The sequence below is a fragment of the Chelatococcus sp. XZ-Ab1 genome, assembly GCF_029309855.1.
GTDB lineage: Bacteria > Pseudomonadota > Alphaproteobacteria > Rhizobiales > Beijerinckiaceae > Chelatococcus_A > Chelatococcus_A sambhunathii.
The window spans coordinates 332,681-358,629 of the sequence record NZ_JARKII010000001.1; the positions used below are offsets into that span (position 1 = coordinate 332,681).

A 25,949-nucleotide genomic window follows, 5' to 3' on the forward strand; every position below is an offset into this window, starting at 1 on the left:
CTCAGGCCTCCTTGCCGACGGCGATGGCGTCTTCTGCCGAGCGGAAGGACGGACGTCCGCGCACCGCGGTCTCGTGCAGTTCGTCGAGGATGGCAATGGTCAGTATGGCGAGGCCGATGGCGAGGCTCGCCTGCGGGATGACGAGCGGCACAGGCACGATGCCATAGGATTTCTCGTTGAAAGTCCACGAATCCAGGGCGAGCTTGGCCGTGTACCAGGTGCCGTAGCCGCTCGCGAGGGCGGAAACGCCTAGTGCGAACAGCTCCATCGGTCTGCGGCGCGCTTCGCCGACGAGGGCGAGCAGCATGGTCACGCGGATATGGCTGCCGGCCTTGAGGCTGGCACCGAGCGCAAGGAAGCTCGCCGCCGCGAGCAGGAAGCCGCCGATCTCGGCGAGCGAGGGCACGATGAAGCCGGTCTGCTCGAGCCCAAGCGTGCGCAGAGCGCTGTCGAGCAGGCGGGCGCCGACCTGCAGGCCGACGAGGACAGCGATGGCGACGAGGCAGAGGCCAGCGAGCCAGAGCGACAATGAATAGAGACGGTCGAGGGCCGCGCGCATGAGGCCTCCTCCTGCCGGCAGGATGATGAAAGACAGGCGTCAACGCCGCCGGGGCGGTGCGGATCATTGCATCGAGGGCGCCGGGTCATGCGGCGGTGAGATGCAAACCGGCGGTGCTGTCCCCTCCCACCGCAAGCGGGGGGAGGGGTGGCTCCCGGAGCCCTTGGAGCGATCGATCCGCGATGGGCTCCGACGCGGGAAGGCCCTGTCCTCAGTTGCGATAGGCGTCGAGGATGGCCTTGCCGTCCTCGCCCGCAGCCTTCTCCCATTCGGCGGTCATGGTGGCGCCGATCTCGGCGAAGCCCTTCTTCATGTCGTCGGAGGGGGCGGTGACCTTGATGCCGTTCTTGGCGAGCAGGTCCGTCTTCTCCTCGGTCTCGATGGCGCTCATCTCCCAGCCGCGCTCCTCGGCCTTCCTGGCCGCCTCGCGTACCGCCTGCTTCTCGGCGTCGCTCAGCTTGTCGAAGGCTGCCTTGTTGACGATGACCATGTTGCGCGGCAGCCAGGCCTGGGTGTCGTAGTAGTGGCTGAGGAAATCCCACACCTTGGAATCGGTGCCGGTGGAAGGCGAGGTGATCATCGCGCCGACGCGGCCGGTGGCGAAGGCCGTGGCGATGTCGGAGGCCTCGATTTGCACCGGAACCATGCCGGCGAGCTGGGCGACGCGCTCTGTCGATTTCGAATAGGCGCGGAACTTGACGCCCTTGAGGTCAGCGAGGGTGTTGAGCTCCTGTTTGGCGAAGATGCCCTGCGGCGGCCAGGCGACGGAGAACAGCAGCATCAGGCCCTGCTCGCCGAGTTTCTTCTCGAGGATGGGCTTCTGAGCGGCATAGAGCTTCTTCGCGGCATCATAGCTCGAGGCGAGGAAAGGAACCGAATCGACCTCGTAGATCGGGCTCTCGTTGGCGAGGCGCGAGACGAGCAGCTCACCGGCGGGCACCGTGCCGCTGCGCACGGCGTTCTTGATGTCGGGGTGCTTGATCAGCGACTGGTTGGCGTGGACCGTGATCTGCAGCGAGCCGCCGGTCGCCGCCTTCACGTCCTCGGCGAACTGGACGATGTTCTTGGTGTGGAAGTTGCCGTCCGGATAGGGCGTCGGCAGGTCCCACTTCGTCTGAGCCACGGCCGGTGAGGCAAGAAGCGCCGCAAGGCCGAGGCCCGCGGCAGCGCGCGTCAAAACGTTCATGACAATCTCTCCCGTGCGGCGCGCGCCCCTTCGCGCGCCGATCTTCGCATGCTAGCGGCGTCGAATTTCATGTCAACAAATTGTTGACGTTTTGTCATCGTCCTGCTTCTCTCATCTCATGCGCTGCGGCCCGGGAGGGGCTCGACGGCGTCGGCGGGAGCGTCTCGGCAGCGGCCGACGCGCCGCGAGGCCGGCACGAAGCCCAGCGCAATTTCGGACATCGGGAGAGCATGATGGCAGGTCGGTGGGATTTCTGGATCGATCGCGGCGGCACGTTCACGGACGTCATCGCGCGTGACCCGCAGGGCAGGCTGCACGCGCGCAAGCTCCTCTCCGAGAATCCGGAAGCCTACCGCGATGCCGCCGTCCAGGGCATCCGCGACCATCTCGGCCTTGCCAGGGGCGAGGCGATCCCCGCCGGCCTCATCGGCGACGTGCGCATGGGCACGACCGTGGCCACCAACGCGCTGCTCGAGCGCAAGGGTGACCGCGTCGCGCTCATCACCACGAAGGGTTTTCGTGATGCCCTGCGCATCGGCTACCAGGCGCGGCCGAAGATCTTCGCCCGCAACATCATCAAGCCCGAAGAGCTCTACGAGAGCGTCGTCGAGATCGAGGAGCGGGTGCTCGCCGACGGTACGGTCGAGATGGCGCCGGACCTGACGCAGGTCGAGGTGCAGCTCGCCGGCATCCGGGCCGAGGGGATCGATGCGCTCGCCATCGCCTTCATGCACGCCTACCGCTATCCGGCCCACGAGCAGGCGGTGGCGGAACTCGCCCGCCGCATGGGTTTCACTCAGGTCTCGGTCAGCCACGAGGTCTCGCCCCTCGTCAAGCTCGTCGGGCGCGGCGACACCACGGTGGTCGACGCCTATCTCTCGCCGATCCTGCGACGCTACGTGGCGCAGGTGTCGGAGGAACTCGACATTGCCCGCACCGGGGCGCGCCTCATGTTCATGATGTCCTCGGGCGGTCTCACGGCCGCCGATCTGTTCCAGGGCAAGGACGCCATCCTCTCGGGGCCGGCCGGCGGCGTCGTCGGCATGGCCGAGACAGGCAAGTCCGCCGGGTTTGACCGCGTCATCGGCTTCGACATGGGCGGCACCTCGACGGACGTCGCCCATTTCGACGGCGAATACGAACGCGCCTTCGAGACCGAAGTCGCCGGTGTGCGCATGCGTGCGCCGATGATGCTCATCCACACGGTCGCTGCGGGCGGCGGCTCGATCCTGCATTTCGACGGCTCGCGCTTCCGCGTCGGGCCCGATTCGGCCGGCGCCAATCCGGGCCCCAAGTGTTATCGTCGCGGCGGGCCGCTCGCCGTGACCGACGCCAATGTCATGCTCGGCAAGCTGATGCCGGAATTCTTCCCGAAGATCTTCGGCCCCGCGCAGGACGAGGCGCTTGATGCCGAGGCTGTGCGCGCCGCCTTCGCGGCCATGGCCGGCGAGGTCGGCGACGGGCGCAGCCCCGAGGAGGTGGCCGACGGCTTCATCCAGATCGCGGTCGCCAACATGGCGGAGGCCATCAAGAAGATCTCGGTGCAGCGCGGCTATGACATCACGACTTATGCGCTCAACTCCTTCGGCGGGGCTGGCGGCCAGCACGCCTGCCTCGTGGCCGATGCGCTCGGCATGACGAAGGTGCTGATGCATCCCTTCTCGGGCCTTCTCTCCGCCTATGGCATGGGTCTTGCCGACGTGCGCGCCACGCGACAGAAGGCGCTCGATGTGCCGCTCGATGCCGCCGCCCCGGCTGCGGTCGCCGCGCTGGGCGACGCGCTCGCCGCCGAATGCCTCGCCGAGCTCGAGGGGCAGGGCATCGCGCGCTCCGACATCGAGACCTTCGTGCGCGCCCATGTGCGCTATGCCGGCACCGACACCGCGCTCGCCGTAGCGGCGGGGGATGTGGCCGCCATGCAGGCCGCCTTCGAGGATGCGCATCGCCGCCGCTTCGGCTTCATCGACGATACCAAGGGGCTCGTCATCGAGGCCGTCGAGGTGGAGACCGTCGGCGGCGGCGCGCGTTTCGCGGAGGACGCGGCAGGTGATGTGCAGGCCGCACCGGCGAGGCCGCACCGCACGACGCGCTTCTTCAGCCAGGGCCGCTGGCACGATGCCGGTGTCTTCCTGCGGCAGGATCTAAGGGCGGGTGCTCGTATGCCGGGGCCGGCGATCATCATCGAGCCCAACCAGACGGTGGTCGTCGAGGACGGCTGGGAAGCGCAGCTGACCGGCAAGGACCACCTCGTGCTCGAGCGGGTGAAGGCGCTGCCCAAGCGCGCCGCCATCGGCACCGAGGCCGACCCGGTGATGCTGGAGATCTTCAACAATCTCTTCATGTCCATCGCCGAGCAGATGGGCGTGACTCTGCAGAACACCGCCTATTCGGTGAACATCAAGGAGCGGCTCGACTTCTCCTGCGCTGTCTTCGACCGCGAGGGACGGCTTGTCGCCAATGCGCCGCACATGCCGGTGCACCTCGGCTCCATGGACCGCTCGGTGGAGACGGTCATCCGCCAGAACCCCGTCATTCGCCCCGGCGACGTCTATGTGCTCAACGCGCCCTACAACGGCGGCACGCATCTGCCGGACATCACGGTGTGCACGCCCGTCTTCGACGACAAGGGCGAGAACATCCTCTTCTGGGTGGCGAGCCGTGGGCATCATGCCGATGTCGGCGGCACGGCGCCGGGGTCCATGTCGCCGCGCGCCCGCACCATCGAGGAGGAGGGCGTGTATATCGACAATTTCAAGCTCGTCGATCAGGGCCGTTTCCGCGAGAAGGAACTGATCGACCTCTTCCTCGGCGCGAAATATCCCGCGCGCAACGTGGTCCAGAACGTCAACGACCTCAAGGCACAGATCGCCGCCAACGAGAAGGGCGTGGCCGAACTCAAGAAGATGATCGCTCATTTCGGGCTCGACGTGGTCGAGGCCTACATGGGCCATGTGCAGGACAACGCGGCCGAGAGCGTGCGCCGTGTGCTCGATCGGCTGCACGATTCTTCCTTCGAATATGAGATGGACCAAGGCTGCTTCATCCGCGTGAAGATCACGGTTGACAAGGAGAAGCGCGAGGCGACCGTTGACTTCACCGGCACGTCGCCGCAGCGGGACGACAATTTCAACGCGCCCGCGCCGGTGACGCGCGCGGCCGTGCTCTATGTCTTCCGCGTCATGGTTGATGACGAGATCCCCATGAACGCGGGCTGCCTCAGGCCCATCAATATCGTCGTGCCGGAAGGCTCGATGCTGTCGCCGCGCTATCCGGCGGCGGTAGTCGCGGGCAATGTCGAGGTGAGCCAGGCCGTGACGAACTGCCTGTTCGGTGCGCTCGGTGCGCTGGCGGCCGCCCAGGGCACCATGAACAATCTCACCTTCGGCAACGACCAGTACCAGTACTACGAGACCATCTGCTCCGGCGCCCCCGCGGGCGAGGGCTTCAACGGAGCCGACGGCGTGCATACGCACATGACCAACTCGCGCCTCACGGATCCGGAAATCCTTGAGACGCGCTTTCCCGTCGTGCTGGAAGACTTCCATATCCGGCCGAACTCGGGCGGCAAGGGACGTTGGCATGCCGGCAACGGCACCAGCCGCACCATCCGCTTCCGCGAGGCGATGGATTGCGCCATCCTCTCCGGCCACCGCCGTGTGCGGCCCTTCGGGCTCTTGGGGGGAGAGCCGGGCGAGGCGGGCCGCAACCTCGTGCGCCGCAGGGACGGGCGCATCGAGGAACTCGGCGGTTGCGACCAGACGCTGATCGAGGCAGGCGAGGCCATCACCATCGTCACGCCGACCGGCGGCGGCTATGGCAAGGCGTGATCCGTCCGGGCAACGATGCCGGGCCGGCGCGAATCGGCAAGGAGGAAGGCTGGGGCGGGCGCAGCGGGCGCCCATCCGAGAAGGAGGAGCCGGAGCATGATCAGGGTCATCATTGCAGGCGCGACCGGCTGGGTCGGCAGGGCGCTCGTCGCGGCCGTGCACGAGGCGCCCGACCTTGCGCTGGTCGCGGCGGTGGCGCGCTCGGCCGCCGGGCGCGATGCGGGCGAGGTGGCCGGCATCGGCCCGATCGGAGTCGAGATCGTACCCGATGTCGACGCGGCGCTCGCGGTGCAGGCGGACGTGCTCGTGGACTACACCAAGCCGGGCGCGGTAAAGGAGCATGCCCTGAAGGCGATCGCCGCCGGCTGCCACGTCGTCGTCGGAACGTCGGGGCTCGGGGCTGAGGATTATGCCGAGATCGACGATGCGGCGGAGGAGCGGGGCATCGGCGTCATCGCCGCCGGCAACTTCTCCATCACCGCCACGCTGATGAAGCGCTTCGCGCTCGAAGCGGCCAAGTATGTGCCGGATGTCGAGATCATCGATTATGCGGCGGCGCAGAAGCCGGACGTGCCGTCGGGCACGGCACGGGAACTCGCAGAGACGCTGTCCTTCGAGCGCCAGCATCCGACTTCTCGGCCGATCGACGATCTGACCGGCATCCGCGAGACGCGCGGCGGCGCCATCGGCCTGTCGACGCCGGTGCAGGTGCATTCGGTGCGCATGCCCGGCTACCGCCTGTCCTGCGAGGTCCTGTTCGGACTCGATGACGAGCGCCTGGCGCTGCGGCACGACGCCGGGTCCTCGGCCGCCCCTTACGTCGGCGGCACGCTGCTCGCCGTGCGGAAGGTGGCGGAGAAGCCGGGGCTCAGGCGCGGCCTCGACAGCATCATGGACTGATCAGGAGCCGCCGACGAGGCCCGGCGGCCGCAGCACGCCGAGCGTGCCGTCGGTCCGCGGGCGCGGAGGCGGGGCGGCATAGCTCTGCGTCGGATAGGCGGGCGGAGCCTGATAGGTGGCCGGCCGGTCCTGCTGTCCGTAGACCGGCGCGGCGTGGCTCGTCGCCATCGGCGGCGCGCTGGCCGGCGCCGGCCCGACCTGCCATCCCGGCGGCGTCCTGGTGGACGACATGCCGAGATATTCCTCGTCGATAACGGCGCCGCCCTCGTCCTCTCCCTCGCCGAGCGGCTGGTCGTGGATGGTCATGGGGCTGCCGCCGGGGCGGTCGTAGCCCTTGTAGACCGGCCCGGCCGGCCGGGGCGTGTAGGCCGGCTCGCCGCCATAGGGAGCGGCCTGCCGGGGGCGCGCGTCATACTGCCCGGGCACGAGGCGCGGCGTGAACTTGATGACCGGCTTGCAGATCGTCCGGCCCTTGGCATGCCGGGCGAGATCGAGATGGAAATGGTCGTAGTGGAATGCGTCCGAGCCCGGGCCGAGCACCGTCGAGAAATAGCGGCAGGAGCCGACGAAGACCTCGCGCAGGAAGTCCTGCTCCACCGGATCACCCTTCCACCCCTTGGCGACCGTGATCTTGCGTCCGTCCGACAGGTGGAAGGCCATGACGTCGACGGCGTTGCCGTAGGAGTGCTCCGACTTGCGCGCGCCCGCCTGGTTGTTCATCGAGCGGCACGAATAGGACCCGGCCCGCAACTCGATCACCGGCGCGCCGAAATAGAGCGAGGCGGCGGGCTGGACGACCTCGATCAGCCAGGTGTCGAAGGTGGAGATCGCGGGGCAGGCGAGCACCGCCTTGGACGTCAGGCCGATCTCGCCGCTGGCGAAGGCCTTGACGCGGAAGGGATAATCCATGCCGCAGGCGCCGGGGCCGGAGATCGGCTTCATCGGCTCGATATAGGCCGACGGCTGCACGAGCTTCTGCGCGAGGCAGGCCGATTCCGCCTCGCTGCGCCATGCCTCGCGCTTCTCGAATGTCATCAGCCCGCAACCGGCGACGCCGGCACAGGCCAGTATCGCCGCGGCGAATGTCGCAAACCTGCGCGCCATCAACGCAACTCTCCGCGCGCCCCCTTCTGCGCCGGAGGATGCAGGGATAGTCCTAACGTTTCTTCAACGTTGACAAAACCTTGGCCGGCACGTGCGACGTTTCGTATGATGGCCTTGCGGAGCAATATTGCTGCCTTTGCTCGAAGTGATTTTCAGAATTACTGGAATCGAGCTGATGGAGTGCGTTCCCCGGGGTATCGTAATCCCCAGCCTGTGGCTGGCGAAAAGCGAAAGGGAATGAACCATTTAACGAACGATAAAGGATGTTGTACCGAGGCCATGCCGCGTTGCACAACATTTGGCGCTTCGCAAGGCCGCCTGTTGCTGCTAGATTCCGTCCCCTAGGTCAAACCCATGGAGGTCACCTATGGGCCTGACGCTGCTGTCACGTTTGAACATCGTGGCGATGAGCGCCGCCTTCCTGTTTGTCGGCGCCATCATCATCGGGGCTTTCTGACCGGCGGCTTCGCCGCCTTTGTCGATAGTGTTCCCGTTGCCTAGCGTTCAAGACAAGCCATCGAGAACGGAGATCCAGGTGCGAGGGATCTTCCTTCTTCCAAAAGCCTCGTGACCGTTCCCTTTCGGGCGGTGCGTGCAATCAAGCCCCAGCCAAGCCCAAGGGTCGCCGTCTCCCGACGGCGACCCTTTCACTTGGGGGATCCGGCCGCCGCCTCCCGGACGGCGACCTCTTTCCGGTTCATAATCCGGTCGCCGCCAGGGAGACGTAGCGCGCCATTTCGGAGGTTCGGCCGTTTCAGCTGTCGGGACAAGGCTCGCTCGTCACGTGCCAGGAGGTGTTGTTCAGTTCCATGCCGCAGGTGGCAAGGCGCGGGCCGGCGCTGGTGGGCAGGCAGACGACCTCGCCGAGTTCGTAGTCGCGTCCCTTGGCCCGGCAGGTGCAAGGAAGCGGCAGAGGAGCCGCCGCTCCAGGGGCGGCCGAATGGCCGGCGGCCCCGTGCGCGGGCGGTCTCGACATGTCCTGCGCCCCGGCGAGAGGCACCGGAAGCACGATACAACCGAGGATCAGGCTGCAGGCAAAGTGGCGGCCGAGGCGGCACAGGCCCGCCCTTGGCGGGCCCCCCGTGCCGGGTGCCTGTCCCAGATGGCCGACGGAGCACAGAGCCATGGCGCTCTCTCGCCTTGCAGCCCGGCATCGAGCGTCGCGCCGACCCGCCCCCGGGTCAAGATGTCCACCGCTCCCACGCGCCGAAATAATACCGCCGGACCTGTTGGCCCCGGCAGGCCGTGCCTATATTGCGGGCACCATGATGAACGGGAGGCCATCCTGACGATGCTTTCTTCTTTCGCGCGTTTTGCCCGCGTTGCCGCCATTGCAGTGGCGGCCGTCTTTACGACGGCCGAACTGGTCGAGGCCAGGGCGGGGCGGGGAGGCAGCTTCGGCAGCCGTGGCGTACGCACCTTCAGCGCCCCGCCGCCGACCAACACGGCGCCGCGTCCGACCCAGCCCATCGAGCGGTCGATGACCCAGCCCGGCCAGACGACGCCCGGCGTCGCCGCGCAGCGCCCCGGCGCCGCCGCCCAGGCCGCGCCGCAACGGCGCTTCGGCACGGGGTTCTTCGCCGGCCTCTTGGGCGCGGGCCTTCTCGGTGCGCTCTTCGGTGCGGGCTTCTTCGGCGGCCTCGGCGGTCTCGGCTCGATCCTCGGCATGCTGCTGCAGATCGCGCTCATCGGCGGCCTCGTCTGGCTCGCGCTGTCGTTCTTCCGCCGCCGCCAGCAGCCGGCCTTCGCAGGCGCAGGCGCCGGTCCCGCGAACGGTGCCGCCCGCTCGTCGTTGCCAGGCCTTTCCGGCCTTGGCGGTGGGCAGGCCGGGGGCATGACCGGCGCCAGCATGGCCGCCGGTGGAGGGGACGGCTCTCTCGCCCTTGGCGCGGAGGACTTCGACGCCTTCGAGCAAGCCCTGCACGATGTCCAGAAGGCTTTTTCGGATGAGGACCTCGCGGCGCTCCGGCGCCTGACCACGCCGGAAATGGTCTCCTTCCTTGCCGAGGACCTTGCTGACAATGCCAGAGCCGGTATCGTCAACCGCCTTGCTGACACCAAGCTCCTGCAGGGTGATCTGGCGGAGGCCTGGCGCGAGGGGTCGGACGACTACGCAACCGTCGCCATGCGCTTCTCGCTGATCGACTACAAGGCGGATCGCACGACCGGTGCCGTCGTCGAGGGCAGCACGAGCGAGCCCGTGGAGGCGACGGAACTGTGGACCTTCCGGCGCAGCCGCGGCGGTCCGTGGCTGCTGTCCGCCATCCAGCAGGCCTGAGCGCACCGCCGCGAACCGACCGGCGCCTTGGCGCCGGTCGCCTGTGGCCGTAGCATCGCCTTCGCCGAGAAGGAGGGGAGCGATGCCACAGGCATTCCGGTGTGTCCCGCGACAGATGCAGGCGGCCGCCATCGCCGTCGTTTCGGTGCTTGGCCTTGCGCTGGGCGCCATACCCGCGCAGGCGCAGAGTTGCGGACGGGACGGCAGCGGCTTTGCCACCTGGCTCGCGGCATTCCGCCAGCAGGCGGTGGCCCAGGGCATTCCGGCGGAGGTGGTGGCGGCCAGCCTTGACGACGTCTCCTACGACCGGGCGATCATCTCGCGCGATCGGGGGCAGGGCGTCTTCCAGCAGAGCTTCCTGCAGTTCGCCGGGCGCATGGTGGCCGATTACCGCCTGAAGACGGGCGCCAGCCGCATCCGCCAGCAAGCCGGCCTGTTCTCCGCCATCGAGCGTCAGTATGGCGTACCGGCGGAGCCGATCGTCGCCTTCTGGGGGCTGGAGACCGATTTCGGCGCCAACATGGGCAAGGATCCGACGCTGAAGGCGCTGGCGACGCTTGCCTACGATTGCCGGCGGCCCGAACTCTTCCGTGGCGAATTGATGGATGCGCTGCGCATCGTGGCACGGGGCGACCTGCGGCCGTCGGAGATGCGCGGAGCCTGGGCCGGCGAGCTCGGCCAGATGCAGTTCATGCCGTCCTTCTACTACAAGTACGGCGTCGATGCGGATGGCGACGGGCGCGTGGACCTGCTGCGCTCGACGCCGGACGCGCTCGCCTCGGCCGCCAATTTCATGAGCAGCCTCGGCTGGCGGCGCGGCGAACCGTGGCTCGTCGAGGTGCGGGTGCCGGCGAGCCTGCCCTGGCATGAGGCAGATCTCGAGATCCGCCATTCGACCTCGCAATGGGCGAACTGGGGCGTGACGCCGCGGGCGGGCGCGCTGCCGCCGGGCAACGCCTCGCTGCTGCTGCCCATGGGCCGCAACGGCCCGGCCTTTCTCGCCTACGACAATTTCGGCGTATTCCTGCGATGGAATCAGTCCTTCGTCTATGCGACGACGGCTGCCTATTTCGCCGCGCGGCTCGCCGGCGCGCCGGCGGTAGCGCGCGGCAACGGCGAGGTGGCCATGCTCGGTGCCAAAGAGATCGCGCGGCTGCAGCGCCTGCTGGCGCAGCGCGGCTACGATCCGGGACCGATCGACGGCAAGCTCGGCGCGGCGACACGCGCGGCGGTGAAGAAGGCCCAGATGGAGCTCGGCCTGCCGGCCGATTCCTTCCCCACCGCCGAACTCATCGCTCGCCTCGGGGGCGGCTGACCATCAGCGGCAGCTGTAGCCCACGAAGCACTGGGCGTTGTCCCTGGTCGGGAGGTACTCCGGTACCGGGAAGTCGCGCGCAGAGCAGTTGTTGACGTAGGTGCTGAACAGGTGGGGGCCGCGCGAGATCATGACGCGTCCCTGCCGCTGCACCATCTCCTGCAGCTCGGCGCAGCTGTGCGCCTGGGCGGGGATCGGGGTCTGCTGGGCAAGGGCGGGCGTCGCGGCGCCGGCGAGAAGGACCGAAGCAATCAATACGTTACGCAAGTTCATTGCGCCGTCTCCTTGGCGTTTCTCAGGTGCCTCGGTGCCCCGCCTCACATGGGGTGTCGCGGCTGCGACGTCACGACCGCAAGCCATGCCCGCCCCGCATGGCGGGCTGCGCCGGTCGAATGCTTCTGAAGCTGCAGGTGAATGTGGGGGAGCCCGCGACGCTACTTGCTGCGGCCGCTGTAGCCGATCAGGCATTGGGGATTGTCGCGCGCCGGCACGTAGGCGGGGCTCGGGATATCGCGGGGCGCGCAATTGTTGGCGTAGGTGCCGAACACGGAGGGTGCGGTCGAAATCCCGACGCGGCCCTTGACGCTGCACCAGCGCGTGCAGCTCGGCGCAGGTGAGGCTGCGGGCAGGAACAGGGCTCTGCCGGGCGAAGGCGGGAACTGCCGCGACAGAACGAGGACGGACGCGGCGAACAGGTTTCGCTGCGGCATCGGGATCTCCCAGGGGGCGCTGTTCCGTCCCCCGCGTGAAGATGGGCGCATTCTGAACGGCGTCATCCAGCAACGATGCCGTGCGTGCCCTCGCCGCGACAGTCCGGCCGTCTCATCACGCAGATGTGACGGCATGCGCCGGCGACATTGACAAGTCGCGGATCATGTCGCCTCATCTGGGCATGGGGGTTCTGCGATCCCCTCACGAGGCGACAGGCCGAAGCATCGCGTTCCGCTCCTCCTGATCGAGAAGGGACGCTGTCATGCCGTCGTTCAATGCTATTTCTCCGGACAAGCTCTTCCGTCTCGTCGGCACGCCGAAGTGCCCGGTCCTCGTCGACGTGCGCACCGACGAGGATTTCGCCGCCGAGCCACGCCTCGTGCCGGGGGCGACGCGCCGGCCCGGAACGGAGGTGGCCCGATGGGCGCAGGAGTTCATCGGCTGCCAGGTCGTCGTCATCTGCCAGAAGGGGCTGAAGCTCAGCCACGGCGCGGCAGCCTGGCTGCGCCAGGCCGGCATCGCCGCCGAGGTGCTGGAGGGGGGCACGCAGGCTTGGAGCGCCGCGGGCCTGCCGATGGTGCCGTTTGCAAAGCTGCCGACGGCGGACGCGCAGGGCCGCACGCTATGGGTGACGCGCTCGCGGCCGAAGATCGACCGCATAGCCTGTCCCTGGCTCATCCGTCGCTTTGTCGATCCCGCCGCCGTCTTCCTGTTCGTTCCACCATCCGAGGTGCTGGCCGTCGCCGACCGCTTCGGCGCCACACCCTTCGACGTGGAGGAGGTGTTCTGGAGCCACCGCGGGCCCCTGTGCAGCTTCGACGTCATGGTCGAGGAATTTGGTCTCACCGTCGGGCCGCTGTCACATCTGGCCGCCATCGTGCGCGGCGCCGACACGGCCCGCCTCGACCTTGCACCGGAGGCGGCGGGGCTGTTGGCGGTTTCCCTCGGCCTGTCGCGCATGTATGCGGACGACAACGAACAGCTCGAGGCGGGCCTCGTTCTCTATGACGCGCTCTACCGCTGGTGCCGCGACGCGACGGACGAGACGCACAACTGGCCGACGAACAAGATGAAGGGCACGTCATGACCGAGACATTGCGGACCGCGCGGGACGAGGACGCGGCGCCCGCCGGCCGCTTTCCAAGCTTCTCGGAAGGCGTGCGCACCTGGGCGCGAATCGCGGCGCTCAGCTTCGGCGGCCCGGCGGGGCAGATCGCCGTCATGCACCGCATTCTCGTCGAGGAGAAGCGCTGGCTCGGCGAGAAGCGTTTCCTGCATGCACTCAACTTCTGCATGCTGCTGCCGGGGCCGGAGGCGCAGCAGCTCGCCGTCTACATCGGCTGGCTGATGCACCGCACCGCCGGCGGCATCGTCGCCGGCGTGCTCTTCGTGCTGCCGGGGCTCGTCGCCATCATGGCGCTGAGCGTGATCTACGCGCTCTACGGCAATGTGGGCTTCGTGCAGGGGTTGTTCTTCGGCCTCAAGGCGGCGGTGCTTGCCATCGTCTTCGAGGCGGTGCTGCGCATCGGCCGGCGGGCCCTGCGCAACGCCACGATGGTGTCGCTGGCCGCGGCGTCCTTCATCGCCATCTTCGTCTTCGCCGTGCCGTTCCCGCTCATCATCGCCGCGGCCGGCCTCATCGGCTACATCGGCGGCCTGAGGCGGGTGGCGGCCTTCTCCGGCGGCGGGCACGGCCCGGCCGCCAAGGCGGGCGTGGACGATGCGCGGACGGTGCTCGGCGAGACCATTCCCGCCCATGCCCGGCCCGGCGGCACGCGGGCGCTGACGGTCGCGGGCGTGCTGCTCGTGCTTTGGCTCGCCCCCACCGCAGCGCTCCTCGCCGCCTTCGGAACGGGCAACGTCTTTGCCGACATCGCGGTCTTCTTCAGCCAGATGGCCGTGGTGACCTTCGGCGGGGCCTATGCGGTGCTCGCCTATGTGGCGCAGGAGGCGGTCGGCACCTACGGCTGGCTGGCGCCCGGCGAGATGCTGGACGGGCTCGGCATGGCCGAGACGACGCCAGGGCCGCTGATCATGGTCACCCAGTTCGTCGGTTTCATGGGAGCCTTCCGCGATCCCGGCACCCTCTCGCCGCTCACGGCGGGCATCCTCGGCGGGCTGTTGACGACCTGGGTCACCTTCTCACCGTGCTTCCTGTGGATCTTCCTCGGCGCGCCCTATGTGGAACGGTTGCGTGACAACCGCGGGCTGGCTGCAGCGCTGTCCGCCATCACGGCCGCCGTGGTGGGTGTCATCCTCAATCTCGCCATGTGGTTCGCCTTGCATGTCGTCTTCGGCGAGGTCGGCACGTTCGAGCGCTTCGGCATGAAGCTCGCGGTGCCGGAGCTCGAGAGCGCCCGGCCTGTGGCGGCGGCCCTGTCGGTCCTTGCCGTCCTCGCCGTCTTCCGCCTGCGATGGGGCATGATGACGGTGCTCGGCCTCAGCGCCGTCGCCGGCGTCGTCCTGCAACTCGCCGGCCTCGGGGTTTAAGCTCAGCCGCGCAGCGGCTTCAGCGCCTCCGCCCAGCGCTTCAACTCGACGAGGAGCGCCTCGGCGCTCTTGATGTGCAGGTCGTTGGGCTGGAAAACGCCGTCCTTGACGTGCTGGGCGACCATCGGGACCGTGACGGCCTCGACAATTGGCACGAGGCGCATGGCGGACATGGTCAGCTTCGTCATCTGCACCGCGCGCAGGCCGCCGGAGACGCCGCCGTAGCTCACGAAGGCGCAGGGCTTGTAGCCCCATTCGTTGTAGACGTAGTCGAGTGCGTTGAGAAGCGCGGGCGTCGGGCCGTAGTTGTACTCTGGGGTGACGAAAACGAAGGCATCGGCGGCTGTGACGCTCTCGCTCCAGCGCTTCGTATGTTCGTGCTCGTACTGGCCCAGCCGCGGATGGTGTGGCTCGTCGTAGACGGGCAGATGAAAATCGGCGAGATCGACGAGATGGGTGTCGAACGCGCCTTGCTTGACGGCGAACCCATGAAACCACTTCGCGACCGACGGGCCGATGCGGCCCGGCCGGGTGCTGGCAATGATGACGTTGAGACGCAGCATGAGGTCTCCCATGGTGAGGATGGGTGGAGGCTCGGCCGTGAGCACGGCTGCGGACAGGATTAAGTCCGACCCGCGACTCGGGCAAGGCAGGGCGGGGAAGGCCCGGCGGCTGGCTGGCCGGCGTCACCTGTTCCTATGCCGCTGCAGGTCGGTCAGTCCTTGCGGCGGCGTCCGCCCTTCCTGACCTTGGTCGAGCCGGCCCAGTGTTCGTCGAGATGCGGCGCGGGGCCCACCACGCGGGGCAGGGTTTCCCGGCCAGGGCCCATCTCGTCGAGCGTTGGCTTGCGGGCGCGGGACCCGCCCCCCGGCGGCGGCAGGTTGGCCCTGGCGCCATACTTGCGCTGGCCGGCATAGCTGCCGGCCTTGTCGGCCACCTCCTCCTGCCGCGCCAGCGGATCGTTGGCGATGGCGAGCTCGGTCGCCTGCAGGCGCTTCAACTCGTCGCGCAGGCGGGCCGCCTCCTCGAACTCGAGGTTGGCGGCAGCCTCGCGCATGCGCTTCTCGAGGTCGGCCATCACGGCCTTGAGGTTGTGACCGACGGCTCCCTTCTCGGCGAGGCCGGTATCGACGCGCACGTGGTCGCGCTCGTAGACCGAGTCGAGGATGTCGGCGATGTTCTTCTTCACCGACTGTGGCGTGATGCCGTGCTCGGCGTTGTAGGCGAGCTGCTTTTCGCGGCGCCGGCTGGTCTCGGCTATGGCCCGTTCCAGACTGCCGGTCATGGCGTCGGCATAGCAGATGACGCGGCCGTCGACGTTGCGCGCGGCGCGGCCGATGGTCTGGATGAGCGAGGTCTCCGAGCGCAGGAAACCCTCCTTGTCGGCATCGAGGATGGCGACGAGGGCGCATTCGGGAATGTCGAGGCCCTCACGCAAGAGGTTGATGCCGACGAGCACGTCGAAGGTACCGAGGCGCAGGTCGCGGATGATCTCGATGCGCTCAAGCGTGTCGATGTCCGAGTGCATGTAGCGCACGCGCACGCCGTGCTCGTGCAGATATTCCGTAAGGTCCTCGGCCATGCGCTTGGTCAGCACCGTGACGAGGGCACGGTAGCCTTGGGCGGCGACCGCCTTCACCTCGCCGAGTAGATCGTCCACCTGGCTGCGCGCCGGGCGGATCTCGACCGGCGGATCGACGAGGCCGGTCGGGCGGATGACCTGTTCGACGAAGATACCGCCGGTGCGTTCCATCTCCCAGGTGCCTGGCGTTGCCGAGACATAGATCGACTGCGGCCGCATGGCGTCCCATTCCTCGAAGCGCAGCGGGCGGTTGTCCATGCACGAGGGCAGGCGGAAGCCGTATTCGGCGAGCGTCGCCTTGCGGCGGAAGTCGCCGCGGTACATGGCGCCGATCTGCGGCACGGTGACGTGGCTCTCGTCGACGAAGATGAGGGCGTTGTCGGGCAGGTATTCGAACAAGGTCGGCGGCGGCTCGCCCGGCTTGCGGCCGGTAAGATAGCGTGAATAGTTCTCGATGCCGGCGCAGGAGCCGGTCGCCTCCATCATCTCGAGATCGAAGGTGGTGCGCTGCTCGAGCCGCTGGGCCTCCAGGAGGCGGCCCATGCGATTGAGTTCCGCAAGGCGCCATTTCAGCTCTTCCTTGATGCCCTTGATGGACTGGATGAGCGTCGGGCGCGGCGTCACGTAATGCGAATTGGCGTAGACCTTGACGAACGAGAGTTCGGCCGTCTTCTCGCCGGTGAGCGGATCGAACTCGACGATCGATTCCACCTCGTTGCCGAAGAGGCTGATGCGCCAGGCCCGGTCCTCGTAGTGCGCCGGGAATAGCTCGATGACGTCGCCGCGTACGCGAAAGGTGCCGCGCGCGAAGTCGAGCTGCGTGCGCTTGTAGTGCAGCGCCACGAGATCGGCGATGAGCTGGCGCTGCTCGATCGTCTCGCCCACCTTCACGGAGAAGGTCATGGCGGTGTAGGTCTCGACCGAGCCGATACCGTAGATGCACGAGACCGAGGCGACGATGATGACGTCGTCGCGCTCCAGCAATGCGCGTGTTGCCGAGTGGCGCATGCGGTCGATCTGCTCGTTGATCGAGGATTCCTTCTCGATATAGGTGTCCGAGCGCGGGACGTAGGCCTCCGGCTGGTAATAGTCATAGTAGGAGACGAAGTACTCGACGGCATTGTCCGGGAAGAAGGACTTGAACTCGCCGTAGAGCTGCGCCGCCAGGGTCTTGTTATGGGCGAGAATGAGCGCCGGGCGCTGCGTCTCCTCGATGACCTTGGCCATGGTGAAGGTCTTGCCCGAGCCGGTGACGCCGAGCAGCACCTGGTCGCGTTCGGCGGCCTCGACGCCGGCCACCAGCTCCTTGATCGCCTGCGGCTGGTCGCCGGCCGGCGCGAAGTCCGACTTCATGCGGAAGCTGATGCCGCCTTCGGATTTCTCGGGTCGGGGCGGGCGGTGCGGCGTCCACAGCTTGCCGTCCTTGAACAGCGGATTGCCACTTTCGAGCAGGGCCGAGAGCGCCGCGACCGTTGCCGAGACGCCGCTCGGTGCGGCCCCGGCCTCGGCGGGCATATCCAGCCGCTTGCCGGCGCGCCGCGGCGGCGCCTCGTCAGCCTCGGGGAGGAAGCGCGCCTGCGGCGCCTCGCCGAAGCCGGCAGCGCCGCCCGGCCCGGCGGTCCCCTTGTTGAGGGCCGGGTTGAGCAGATCCGCGAGGAACGGGTCGAGCGGTTTCAGCTCCGGCTTTGCGGCCTTGGAGCGGGGAGAGGACGGTTTGCGGGCCATGAGAACGAATATGGTACGAGTCTGCGCCTGGCGGAAGAGGGATCGTGCGGCGAGCGGAGGCAGGCGCCTCGTATGGAGCCTTCGGCTTGTTGCCGCCGCTCGTTTCCGGGCTGCGTTCCGCTTCGCTGCATCCGCCCGGGAAACGAAGCTGCTCCTGGACAATGGCGCTGTGCGATCCGTCCGCTGCCGGCCTTCCCGTTGCCCCTGCGACAGGACCGGTGCACAAAGGCGCGGCCGTGGGGCAGGAGATGATGATCGATGCGTTGCAACATCTGCGGTGGCACCGCCTTCGAGGACATGCCGAAGCGCCCGCTGGCGCGCTGCACCACCTGCCGCTCGCTGGAGCGCACGCGGGTCGCAGCCCTGAAGATCAAGGAACAGGTGCGGCCGCAGCCGGGCGCGCACGTACTGCATTTCGCGCCGGAGCAAGGCCTGTCGCAACTCTTGCGCGACATTGCCGGCGACAACTACCGCGCCGTCGACATCGACCCCCCGCGCTATGCCCATCTCGGCATCGACGTCGAGTTGTTCGACCTGTGCCACGACGTGTTCACCCTGCCGCGCGGCCGTTATGATCTCATCGTGCACAATCATGTGCTCGAGCATATCGAGTGCAATTATTCGGTCGTGCTCATCCGTCTCGCCCAGTCGTTGAGCGAGAACGGAGCCATGCTGTTCAGCGTGCCGATCGTCGGGGGCGATTTCACCGATGCCATCGTCGATGCGAGCGACGAGGAGAAGGCCGCGCGCTTCGGGGCCTTCCGCCACTACCGCCATTTCGGCCGCAGGTTCATCGCCGAGACCCTCGGCATGATCTTCGACATGGCCCCGGACTATGACCTGACAAGGGATTTTCCGCCCGAGGTGCTGCGCGAGGCCAATATCCCCGAGCATCACTGGCACGACTTCACCGGCACCAGCATCTTCGTCGTGCGGCGGCGCGACCTGCGCGTGTGACGCTCAACCGTCCGACAGCTCGAAGTCGAGCACGAGGATGCCGTCGATGCCGCCCTCGCACAGGCCGACCAGGGCGGCACCCGCGACCTTGTGATCGGGATGGGCGAGATAGGCGTCGCGCGCCGCGGCGTCGGTAAAATCGACCACGAAGCCGTGCGTGTAGCCGCGCGCCAGCCCTTCCGGGCTGGTATTGCGCCCGGCATCGAAGCCGAGCATGCCCGGGACGACCGCCCGGAGATTGGCGAGCGCGTCGAACACCGCCTCGATCTCAACCGGCTCCGTTCCGGCGGCGAACCTGACGAGGACGACGTGCCGCACCCGCGGCCCGCCGCCCGATGCCATAGCGGGCGCCGCATGGGTCACGGCAGCGCCGATTGCCGGCAACATCCATCCGCGCGTGAACGAACGTCGAGAGATAGGTGGTGTCGTCATCATCACGGCCTCGATCCGTTTGAGGGACTTTAGCCCTGGCGGCGGCGCCATGGCTTCGCGCCGGCGGCGTACGGCCATGCGATATCGGCGCACCGTCATGCGCGGCGCGCCGTTGACTGGACGAAGCTGCACGGGCATGCCCAAGACGAGGCTGGCAGCATCAGAATAGTCTCTTCGAAAGTGCCGCAGCGATGGCCGACGGTCTGCTTTCCCTTCTTTCGATCGAAGCCATCGGCGCCGTTGCCGCCGTGCTCACCACGCTGTGCTGGATTCCGCAGGCGGCCCGGGTCATTCGCACGCGCGAGACGCGGGCGATCTCGCTGACGACGCAGGTGGCGTTGACCTGCGGCGTCGTCCTGTGGCTCGTCTATGGCCTGTTCATCGGCAGTTGGCCGCTGATCGGCTCCAATGCCGTCACTCTCATCCTGCTCGGTGTCATCCTGATGATGAAGCTGCGTTACGGATGACGGCGCGCCGTCCAGGCGTTAAGGTTTCGTTCATCACGACGCGTAACGGTTCGAGACCGTTCCGCTCTGCCCGAAAGGGAGACCGCCGGCTGCGAAGCGATGGCCGGTGTCGTGCTGCCAACGAGATGACGGATATGACACGGCGAATCCGAAGCTGCGGACAAGGCCGCATTGCGCATATGCGCCCGCCGGGCGCGTCGCACCGGCTGTGCCCGCTTGCGGCCGCTGCGCTCGCCCTAGTCGCCGCCTGCGGGCCCGTTTTCGCGTTCGAAGCCTTGGCTCCCGCGGCACCGCTGCCACCGGAGCGGCTCGCGCCCGACGAGGAGACCATGCCACTTGGGGAATGGCAGGCCTTCGATCAGTCGTTCTCCTTCAACGCCGACATGTGGACCGACAGTCCGCAGGAGCCGATCTGGGCCGAAATGTCCGCAGTCGCTGCGCAACTGCTCCGGCGTGGCGGCCGGCGTGCCATCGCGCCCATACTGACGCTCGCGCCGGTGGCAAGGGGATATGCGGATGCCGGGGCGCGGCTGACAGGGCCGCTCGCCATGCCACAGGAAAAAGCATTCGGCCTGCGACTCAGGACCGAGCAGGGCATGTCGATCTCCACTGAATTCGCCAGCGGGGAAGGCACCTGGCAACCCGTCGACACCCGCCTTGCCTGGCGTGTCGCGCGGCCGATGCCGGCAGACGAAGGCTGGGTGTGGGCAGCCGGGTTCGGCGGCGGACTTCCCGTCGGTCACGCGCCATATTCGCAGACGCTCGACGTCGTGCTCGGGCGGCGCTTCCGCGGTGGGGAGGGGAACTGGTCCGTGATGCCGGAACTCGCCGTCAACACTGTCTACACGAGCTATGGAGGCGAGCGTTGGAGAACCACTCTGACGCCGCAGGTCAAGACCAAGGTGGATGTGCTCACATCGGCCGACGACCGGCTCAAGCTCTATCTGGAATCGTCTGTCGGCTATGCGCTGCCCGTCGGTGCAAATGCGTCCGGCCTGTCGGCGAGGACGCGGCTCAACCTCATCTTCCGGCCGGGCGGATGAGGCCCGGCGAATATCCTTGCGCCGGGCGCCCGGATGGCGCATGAGGACGCGCTCCAATCACGTTCGGCCCCACTCATGCTGCCAGCCGTCTCAGCTCCGCACGTCGCGCCGGTCGCGCTCCTCGTCCTCTCCAATGTCTTCATGACCTTTGCCTGGTACGGGCATCTGAAATTCAAGACCTCGCCCCTGTGGATCGCGGTCTGTGCGAGCTGGGCCATCGCCTTCATCGAATACTGGTTCGCCGTGCCGGCCAACCGCATCGGCCACGAGGTCTATTCGGCGGCCGAGCTCAAGACGATGCAGGAGGTGATCACCCTCGTCGTCTTCGCGCTCTTCTCCGTGATCTACCTCAAGGAGGCGCTGACGCTTAACCACCTCGTCGGTTTCGCGCTCATCGCCGCCGGCGCCTTCTTCATCTTCCGCGGACCCCTCGGCTGATCAGCCCGCCGGGCGCACGCGCAGCACCCGGCCGTCGGGGGCATCCGTCAGGAGATAAAGGAAGCCGTCCGGCCCCTGCCGCACGTCGCGGATACGTTCGCCGAGATCGCGCAGCATCCGCTCCTCGCCAACGATGCGGTCGCCTTTGCGCTCGATGCGCACGAGCATCCGGCCGGCGAGCGCGCCGATGAACAGGCTGCCGCGCCATTGTGGAAATGCCTCCCCAGTGTAGAAGGCCATGCCGGAGGGGGCTATGGAGGGATCCCAATAGTAGAGCGGCTGCTCCATGCCCTCTTTCGCAGTGCCCTCTCCGATCTTGGCGCCGGAATAGTCGACGCCGTAAGTGATGACCGGCCAGCCGTAGTTGAGGCCCTTGCGGGTGATGTTGATCTCGTCGCCGCCGCGGGCGCCGTGCTCGATGGTCCACAATTCACCCGTGTCGGGATTGATGGCGGCGCTCTGCGGGTTGCGGTGGCCGTAGGACCAGATTTCCGGTCGCGCATCCTGCCGGCCGATGAAGGGATTGTCGTCGGGTACGGAGCCATCGGTCCTGATCCGCACCACCTTGCCGAGGTGGGTGGAAAGGTCCTGCGCGCTGTCGCGCAGGTCGTAGCGGTCACCGAGTGTCACGAAAAGCGTGGCGTCCGGGGCAAAGGCAAGGCGGGAACCGTAATGGTTGGCGCCCGTGTGGGCCGGCTCCTGGCGGAAGATGACAGTGACGTCGGCGAGCGCCGCAGCATCGTCGCTCAACCGGGCGCGCGCGACCGCGGTGCCTGCGCCGCCCGCCGCGCGCGGTTCGCCGTACGTTATGTAGAGCGTGCGGTTGGTGGTGAAGTCAGGATCGAGCGCGATATCGAGCAAACCGCCCTGGCCCCGGTCCGCGACGTCAGGCGTGCCGGCGAGAGGGGGCGACACCGCTCCTTCCGGCGATACCAGGCGTATGTCGCCCGGCCGCTCGGTGACGAGCATCGCGCCGTCCGGTAGGAAGGCGAGGCCCCAGGGATGCTCCAGGCCCGATGCGACGGTTTCGAGGACAATCTCGCCGTGCCGGGTCTTCTCGCGCAAGGGCTCGGCATTCTGGGACCTTGCATCGAGCGCAGGCAGGAAGATCAGCGCCGCTGCCGTTGAAAGCCGGCCGCAAAAGCCGATTGACATGGTCGCCTCCGTGATCGCGCAAGGCCAAAGGGCCGGGAAGGTTGCCTGTCAGGCTAAGAAGCGGTCACGGGCGGTCAATGGCTGCAAGGTCACGTTGCTGCGAGGCGAGGCCTTCAGCAACGGATCGACCAGGGTGGCTCCGTCAGGAGACCGAGTGCACGATGATGGCGGGCTCGCGGGCGATGGTCTGGCTGGTGCCGATCCCGGTGCCGATGGCAACCACCGCGGTGCCGAGCGTCAGGATGACAAGAAGCACCAGGGAGAACTTGAACTGGCGTTCCGCTTCGACGCGCGTGACGGAGGCCGCCACGGCGCGTGGCCGGCGGATGTCCGAGAGGCGGATCGGATCGTTGACGTTCATGGCGCGTTACTCCATGTCCACGACCTGTGGACGGGTAAGATTTTGCTGCCGTATACACGGGGCTGCAGTGCGTTGGCGCACAGGGCTTCAGCAATTCAATCTTCCCGCCGGGCTCGATTGTTCCGTGCTTGTCAAATGCCGCGCGGGGCGCATTTGTTCCCGCCGCCAGGTTTCTCCGGTGCCGACACATTCGGCCAATTCATCGATGCCATGAGCACGTTTGGCTTGCTCTCGACGGCTCGCGGCACTACACGAACGGCGCCCGCGCGCGCGGGCCCGACACATCCAATCCGGAGACGCTCCATGGCCTTCCTCGCCGACGCTTTGTCCCGCATCAAGCCGTCCGCGACCATCACGCTCACGCAGAAGGCGAGGGATCTCAAAGCCGAAGGGCGGGACGTGATCTCGCTGTCCGTGGGCGAGCCGGATTTCGACACGCCCGAGAACATCAAGCGGGCTGCCATCGCCGCCATCGAGCGGGGCGAGACGAAGTACACGCCCGTCTCGGGTATCCCGCAGCTGCGCGAGGCCATCGTCGCCAAGTTCAAGCGCGAGAACGGGCTCGACTACAAGCCCTCGCAGACCATCGTCGGCACCGGCGGCAAGCAGGTCATCTACAACGCCCTGCTCGCCACGCTGAATCCCGGCGACGAGGTGGTCATCCCGGCACCCTACTGGGTGAGCTATCCCGAGATGGTGGCGCTCAACGGCGGCACGCCCGTCTTTGCCGAAGCCAGGCTCGAGGACAATTTCAAGCTCCGCCCGGAGGCGCTGGACCGCGCCATCACGAAGAAGACGAAGTGGGTCATCCTCAACTCGCCGTCGAACCCCTCCGGCGCGGCTTACAGCTTCGCGGAAATGAAGGCGCTGACGGACGTGCTCGTGCGCCATCCGCATGTGTGGGTGCTGACCGACGACATGTACGAGCATCTTGTCTACGGCGACTTCACCTTCGTTACTCCGGCGCAGGTGGAGCCGGCGCTCTACGAGCGCACGCTGACCATGAACGGCGTCTCCAAGGCCTATGCCATGACCGGCTGGCGCATTGGCTATGCCGCCGGTCCGGAGCAGCTCATCAAGGCCATGGACCTCGTCCAGGGCCAGCAGACCTCGGGCGCTTGCTCGATCGCGCAATGGGCGGCGGTCGAGGCGCTTGCCGGCCCGCAGGACCACCTGCCACGCTTCCGCAAGGCCTTCGAGGAGCGCCGCGACCTCGTCGTGTCCATGCTCAACCAGGCCAGGGGCCTCTCCTGCCCGACGCCGGAGGGCGCGTTCTACGTCTATCCTTCCTGCGCCGAGCTCATCGGCAAGACGGCGCCCTCGGGCAAGAAGATCGAGACGGACGAGGACTTCGTGCTCGAGCTGCTGGCGACCGAGGGGGTCGCTGCCGTGCACGGCTCGTCCTTCGGCCTCGGTCCCAACCTCAGGATCAGCTACGCCACCTCGAACGAGAAGCTCGAGGAGGCCTGCCATCGCGTCCAGCGCTTCTGCGCCAGCCTGCGCTGAACGCGGCTCGTCGAGCAGGAATTCGACGGGGCCTTCGGGCCCCGTTGTCATTTCGGCCGATGATCGGCTCAGCACATGCGGCAGGTGAGGGAACAGTCGCTCGGGCCGCGCGTTGTTGTCCCATCCTGTCCTCAGACAATGGGAGCCAAGCCGTGAGCAAGCGACCCACAGCGGCCACAACCCTGGCCGCCATCGCGATCGTCGGCATAGGGGTCTTCGGCGCGCATCATGCCTTCGCACAATCGAGCCCGGTGCGGGCGTCACCCAAGACGGAGGTGGGCCGCCTCGCCTGCAACGTCTCCGGCGGGGTCGGCTTCATCATCACCTCCCAGCGCGCTCTGAACTGCCGCTTCACGGACAACCGCGGCCGCACGGAGCAGTATGTCGGCACGATCCGCAAGTTCGGGCTCGACATCGGTGCGACGACGGGCGGCGTGCTTGTCTGGGCCGTCGCAGCCTCGACGAGCCGGCTCGGCCGTGGCGCCCTGCAGGGCGAATATGCCGGCGCGAGCGGCGAGGCGACGGTTGGCGCGGGTGTCGGCGCCAACGTCCTCGTCGGCGGCTCCAACCGTGCCGTCAGCCTCCAGCCCCTTTCGGTGCAGGGCCAGACCGGCCTCAACCTCGCGCTCGGCGTCGCCGACATGCGGCTCGAACTCGCTCGCTGAGAAGCCGCGTCTACAACCGGAGCAAACCCCGGCACAAGCCGGGGTTTTCCTTGTTTACGGCAGCCGGCCGGCCCCGTATTGGTTTGCCCAACGCATCAGCGCCGAAGGCGCATCAAACGGGGTATGCTCAATGACAGGGGTTGCTTCTCGACCGTCGGCGCGTTGGTGCCTGGCATCGATCGGGCGCAAGGCCGCGGTGGCGGCTTTCGTCGTCGTGGGCCTCGCAGGATCCGTGTTGTCCGCCGCGGCGCAGGAGAAGGTGACGGTCGGCGTGCTGCGCTTCGTCTCTTCGGGCGGGCTCTTCCTCGCCGTGGAGAAGGGCTATTTCAAGGACGAGGGGCTCGATGTCGAGCTGAAGTTCTTCGAGGCCGCGCAGCCCATCGCGCTTGCCGTCGTCTCCGGCGACACCGAATTTGGCGTCACCGCTTTCACGGCCGGCTTCTACAACCTCGCCGGCAAGGGCGCGCTCAAGGTCATCGCCGCCCAGGCGCGTGAGAAGAAGGGCTACGAGGGCAACCTCGTGCTCGCCTCCAACGCCGCTTACGAGAAGGGGCTGACGAGCCTCGACAAGCTCTCCGGCAAGTCGGTCGGCATCACGCAGGTGGGCTCGTCCTTCCACTACCAGATGGGGCAGATCGCCGCCGCCAACGGCTTTGCGCTCAAGAGCGTCGAACTCAAGCCGCTGCAATCGCTGCCCAACATGGTGGCGAGCATCAAGAGCGGGCAGGTCGACGCCATCATCATCGCGCCGCATCTGGCCAAGCCGCTTGTCGCCTCGGGCGAGGCGAAGCTGATCGGGCGCGTCTCCGACGTCACCGAATACCAGTTCGGCGGCCTGTTCACGAGCACCAAGATGATTACGGAGAAGCGGGCGACGGTCGAGAAGTTCGTGCGCGCGTACCAGAAAGGCGCCGCAGACTACGCCAAGGCGTTCCTCGCCAAGGATGCCTCGGGCAACATCGCCTATGCGCCCGACAGCGACGCGACGGCCGCGCTCGTCGCCAAACACGTCTATCCGTCGGAAGAGTCGGCCCAGGCAGCCGCCAAGGTCAAGGGTGCGGCCTTCTTCGTGGACGAGAAGGCCCGGCTCGACGTCGCCGACATCCTGACCCAGGTGCAATGGCTGAAGGACGAAGGCCTCGTCGATGCGTCGGTGGACGCTAAGTCGATCCTCGACCTCAGCTTCATCGACGGGCACATCAACGCCAACTGAAGCGCCTGACGAGGTGCGGCGTTCCAGCTGCGGCG

At 67.4% G+C, this 25,949-nt stretch carries 24 protein-coding genes; 13 read left to right on the top strand and 11 right to left on the bottom strand.

The window, feature by feature from the left end; genetic code table 11:
• Position 1: 1 nt before the first annotated feature.
• A complete protein-coding gene (locus P2T65_RS01695) occupies positions 2-559 on the bottom strand; it encodes a TRAP transporter small permease subunit (RefSeq protein WP_063189942.1) in 558 nt (185 codons plus the stop codon).
• 211 nt (positions 560-770) lie between these two features.
• A complete protein-coding gene (locus P2T65_RS01700) occupies positions 771-1,745 on the bottom strand; it encodes a TRAP transporter substrate-binding protein (protein WP_276199086.1) in 975 nt (324 codons plus the stop codon).
• A gap of 230 nt (positions 1,746-1,975) precedes the next feature.
• Here P2T65_RS01700 and P2T65_RS01705 point away from each other — a divergent pair, with 230 nt between their 5' ends.
• Positions 1,976-5,572: a hydantoinase B/oxoprolinase family protein gene (locus P2T65_RS01705; protein ID WP_055457544.1), complete on the top strand. Its 3,597-nt coding sequence runs from the start codon at positions 1,976-1,978 to the stop codon at positions 5,570-5,572.
• A gap of 96 nt (positions 5,573-5,668) precedes the next feature.
• Positions 5,669-6,472, top strand: a complete 804-nt coding sequence (gene dapB, locus P2T65_RS01710) for a 4-hydroxy-tetrahydrodipicolinate reductase (protein ID WP_063189938.1) — start codon at positions 5,669-5,671, stop codon at positions 6,470-6,472.
• Here dapB and P2T65_RS01715 read toward each other — a convergent pair whose 3' ends face one another.
• Positions 6,473-7,576 (bottom strand): extensin family protein, encoded by a 1,104-nt coding sequence (locus P2T65_RS01715; protein WP_276199087.1) that lies wholly within the window; start codon positions 7,574-7,576, stop codon positions 6,473-6,475.
• A gap of 754 nt (positions 7,577-8,330) precedes the next feature.
• A complete protein-coding gene (locus P2T65_RS01720) occupies positions 8,331-8,552 on the bottom strand; it encodes a hypothetical protein (RefSeq protein WP_141659642.1) in 222 nt (73 codons plus the stop codon).
• Between the two features lie 315 nt (positions 8,553-8,867).
• Here P2T65_RS01720 and P2T65_RS01725 point away from each other — a divergent pair, with 315 nt between their 5' ends.
• The gene (locus P2T65_RS01725; protein ID WP_063189934.1) at positions 8,868-9,854 is read left to right on the top strand and encodes a TIM44-like domain-containing protein; all 987 of its coding nucleotides are present in this window, start codon (positions 8,868-8,870) and stop codon (positions 9,852-9,854) included.
• 82 nt (positions 9,855-9,936) lie between these two features.
• Entirely contained in the window at positions 9,937-11,169 is a 1,233-nt protein-coding gene (locus P2T65_RS01730) for a lytic murein transglycosylase (protein ID WP_083585978.1), read from the top strand.
• Between the two features lie 3 nt (positions 11,170-11,172).
• Here the strand turns inward: P2T65_RS01730 and P2T65_RS01735 are convergent, their stop codons facing one another.
• Complete coding sequence (locus P2T65_RS01735; protein WP_071924059.1) at positions 11,173-11,442, bottom strand: hypothetical protein; 270 nt, start codon at positions 11,440-11,442, stop codon at positions 11,173-11,175.
• Positions 11,443-11,603: 161 nt separating this feature from the next.
• Positions 11,604-11,879, bottom strand: a complete 276-nt coding sequence (locus P2T65_RS01740; RefSeq protein WP_071924058.1) for a hypothetical protein — start codon at positions 11,877-11,879, stop codon at positions 11,604-11,606.
• Positions 11,880-12,142: 263 nt separating this feature from the next.
• Between P2T65_RS01740 and P2T65_RS01745 the strand changes: the two genes are divergently transcribed.
• Both P2T65_RS01745 and chrA read left to right on the top strand, forming a co-directional pair.
• On the top strand, positions 12,143-12,967 hold the full coding sequence (locus P2T65_RS01745) for a sulfurtransferase/chromate resistance protein (RefSeq protein WP_071924057.1): 825 nt from the start codon (positions 12,143-12,145) through the stop codon (positions 12,965-12,967).
• Positions 12,964-14,370 carry a chromate efflux transporter gene (gene chrA, locus P2T65_RS01750; protein ID WP_071924056.1) on the top strand — a complete coding sequence of 469 codons (1,407 nt, stop codon included), beginning with the start codon at positions 12,964-12,966 and terminating at the stop codon, positions 14,368-14,370. The genes P2T65_RS01745 and chrA overlap by 4 nt, the downstream gene beginning before the upstream one ends.
• A 2-nt stretch (positions 14,371-14,372) precedes the next feature.
• On the opposite strand, the gene P2T65_RS01755 is transcribed toward chrA, so the two are convergent.
• Positions 14,373-14,933, bottom strand: coding sequence for an NAD(P)H-dependent oxidoreductase (locus P2T65_RS01755; protein WP_055457537.1), 561 nt, complete (start codon positions 14,931-14,933; stop codon positions 14,373-14,375).
• A 152-nt stretch (positions 14,934-15,085) separates the two neighbouring features.
• Entirely contained in the window at positions 15,086-17,677 is a 2,592-nt protein-coding gene (uvrB, locus tag P2T65_RS01760; RefSeq protein WP_276199088.1) for an excinuclease ABC subunit UvrB, read from the bottom strand.
• A gap of 258 nt (positions 17,678-17,935) precedes the next feature.
• Between uvrB and P2T65_RS01765 the strand changes: the two genes are divergently transcribed.
• A complete protein-coding gene (locus tag P2T65_RS01765; RefSeq protein WP_276199089.1) occupies positions 17,936-18,634 on the top strand; it encodes a methyltransferase domain-containing protein in 699 nt (232 codons plus the stop codon).
• A 3-nt stretch (positions 18,635-18,637) separates the two neighbouring features.
• Here P2T65_RS01765 and P2T65_RS01770 read toward each other — a convergent pair whose 3' ends face one another.
• Positions 18,638-19,021, bottom strand: a complete 384-nt coding sequence (locus P2T65_RS01770) for a Dabb family protein (protein ID WP_082464659.1) — start codon at positions 19,019-19,021, stop codon at positions 18,638-18,640.
• A 236-nt stretch (positions 19,022-19,257) separates the two neighbouring features.
• Here P2T65_RS01770 and P2T65_RS01775 point away from each other — a divergent pair, with 236 nt between their 5' ends.
• From P2T65_RS01775 to P2T65_RS01785, 3 genes are all read left to right on the top strand, one after another.
• Positions 19,258-19,533, top strand: coding sequence for a SemiSWEET transporter (locus tag P2T65_RS01775; RefSeq protein WP_055457534.1), 276 nt, complete (start codon positions 19,258-19,260; stop codon positions 19,531-19,533).
• Positions 19,534-19,862: 329 nt separating this feature from the next.
• Positions 19,863-20,576, top strand: coding sequence for a hypothetical protein (locus P2T65_RS01780; RefSeq protein ID WP_145979774.1), 714 nt, complete (start codon positions 19,863-19,865; stop codon positions 20,574-20,576).
• Between the two features lie 75 nt (positions 20,577-20,651).
• Positions 20,652-21,014, top strand: coding sequence for a DMT family protein (locus P2T65_RS01785; RefSeq protein WP_055457896.1), 363 nt, complete (start codon positions 20,652-20,654; stop codon positions 21,012-21,014).
• On the opposite strand, the gene P2T65_RS01790 is transcribed toward P2T65_RS01785, so the two are convergent.
• Positions 21,015-22,169 carry a PQQ-dependent sugar dehydrogenase gene (locus P2T65_RS01790; RefSeq protein ID WP_055457532.1) on the bottom strand — a complete coding sequence of 385 codons (1,155 nt, stop codon included), beginning with the start codon at positions 22,167-22,169 and terminating at the stop codon, positions 21,015-21,017. It lies immediately after the preceding gene.
• A gap of 142 nt (positions 22,170-22,311) precedes the next feature.
• A complete protein-coding gene (locus tag P2T65_RS01795) occupies positions 22,312-22,530 on the bottom strand; it encodes a hypothetical protein (RefSeq protein ID WP_055457531.1) in 219 nt (72 codons plus the stop codon).
• Between the two features lie 303 nt (positions 22,531-22,833).
• On the opposite strand from P2T65_RS01795, the gene P2T65_RS01800 reads away from it, so the two are divergent.
• The 3 genes from P2T65_RS01800 to P2T65_RS01810 all read left to right on the top strand — a co-directional run bounded on the left by P2T65_RS01800 (position 22,834) and on the right by P2T65_RS01810 (position 25,914).
• Positions 22,834-24,036 carry a pyridoxal phosphate-dependent aminotransferase gene (locus P2T65_RS01800; protein ID WP_055457530.1) on the top strand — a complete coding sequence of 401 codons (1,203 nt, stop codon included), beginning with the start codon at positions 22,834-22,836 and terminating at the stop codon, positions 24,034-24,036.
• A gap of 152 nt (positions 24,037-24,188) precedes the next feature.
• Entirely contained in the window at positions 24,189-24,701 is a 513-nt protein-coding gene (locus P2T65_RS01805) for a DUF992 domain-containing protein (protein WP_055457529.1), read from the top strand.
• 196 nt (positions 24,702-24,897) lie between these two features.
• Entirely contained in the window at positions 24,898-25,914 is a 1,017-nt protein-coding gene (locus P2T65_RS01810; protein WP_055457528.1) for an ABC transporter substrate-binding protein, read from the top strand.
• Positions 25,915-25,949 lie beyond the last annotated feature (35 nt).